Source organism: Noviherbaspirillum sp. ST9, from assembly GCF_048799745.1.
GTDB lineage: Bacteria > Pseudomonadota > Gammaproteobacteria > Burkholderiales > Burkholderiaceae_D > Noviherbaspirillum.
The window spans coordinates 1-1,398 of record NZ_JBLWFR010000023.1 but is presented as its reverse complement, the minus strand read 5'-3'; the positions used below and the strand labels follow the sequence as shown (position 1 = coordinate 1,398).

Genomic DNA, 1,398 nt, shown 5'->3' with positions numbered 1-1,398 from the left:
TCCGATCTGGTAGAAGTAAGATTTCCCCAGTTATTTGAATAGGAATTTTTGGAAAACAAGTAATCGTCGCCGAAATAAAACGAGTATAAAACACGGTTATTTTTATCCAGTTCGTAATTGGTTTTTACGTTAAAATCATAATATGCCGACCTGTGGTCGGCAAAATGAAGTCTATAGTGAAGCATATCAAGCAAGCTTCGCCGGAAACCAATCAGAAACGAACCTCTATCTCTTACTGTGGGGCCTTCTACTGCAACACGCGCCGACAGAAGGCTCACGCCTCCCTTCACTTTAAATTCTTTATTGTTCCCTTCAGCCATCCTGGTGTCGATCACCGAAGAGAGCCGTCCTCCAAAATTCGCAGGCATATAGCTGCGGTAAACTTCTACATTTTTGATAGCATCGGGATTAAAGATAGAAACGAGCCCAAAAAGATGAGATGGGTTATAGATAAGGGCTTCATCCAGCATTATCTGATTCTGATCAAGGTTGCCACCTCTTATAAACATTGCCGAACTCCCCTCATTAAGAGATTTGATTCCATTTTGCATCTGCAGAGCTTTTATAACGTCTTCTTCCCCTGCGTAATAAGGCAGGCCCCTTACCTGATCAGAAAAAATGCTTTGGCTCACCTCTGAAGCATATGTACGTAGAGACGACTTTGTATCAATCACAATCTCTTTAAGATCATTAAGTTTTACAACTAAACCAACTTCAAGAGTCTGATCTTATCAAGATGAACCACTCTTGTTTCGGGTTTGTACCCAATATGTGTAATAACCAACTGATAATCTCCTTCCGGAAGAGTAAGAGAGTAAAACCCATACTGATTTGACATAATCCCTGTTTTAAGTTCCTGAATAAAGATGTTAGCGCCAATCAATGCCTCTCCGGTTTCAAAATCCTTCAGATGACCGCTTATCGTTATTAGGGAATTCCTCACCTTCACAATCACTATCTGATTGCCGTACAACTGGTAACCGATCCCGGTTCCAAAGAACAGTCGTTTTAGTATATCTGACACCCGGGCATCAGAGAAATTATATGTAACGGGTTTGAGGCCGTTTAGGATAGCAGGATCGAAAGCAAACGCTATATTGGCTTTAGTCTGGAGCTTAAGCAGTGCAAGATTTAAGGAGTCGTTCTGAAAGCGGATGGTCACGGGTTGTGAAAGAGGCCCTGCAGTCTGAGCTTTCGCAGAAATAATCTGTAGAGAAAGAAACGCAAAAAGAAAAAGAATTCTAAACATAGCTTGTCAGGCCTCAGCAACAACTATTAAATAGCTATATTATTGTTTATTATTCAATCTCACAATATTTGCAATAGAATAATTCGCTGAACTCATCAGTCTGACAAAATGTACCGATCTTTCACTTTTTCAACTTTACAATGAAGAGT

At 40.3% G+C, this 1,398-nt stretch carries 2 protein-coding genes; both read right to left on the bottom strand.

Annotation, left to right across the window (positions count from 1 at the left end):
• The coding region (locus ACNOHI_RS24465) for a TonB-dependent receptor plug domain-containing protein (protein ID WP_420477337.1) at positions 1 to 674 on the bottom strand (674 nt) is incomplete at its 3' end.
• A 29-nt stretch (positions 675 to 703) separates the two neighbouring features.
• Complete coding sequence (locus ACNOHI_RS24460) at positions 704 to 1,249, bottom strand: carboxypeptidase-like regulatory domain-containing protein (RefSeq protein WP_420477336.1); 546 nt, start codon at positions 1,247 to 1,249, stop codon at positions 704 to 706.
• Positions 1,250 to 1,398 lie beyond the last annotated feature (149 nt).

What these genes read in the sequence shown, in the direction of transcription:
- ACNOHI_RS24460 (WP_420477336.1), bottom strand. Translation starts at nt 1,249, where the DNA reads ATGTTTAGAATTCTTTTTCTTTTTGCGTTTCTTTCTCTACAGATTATT.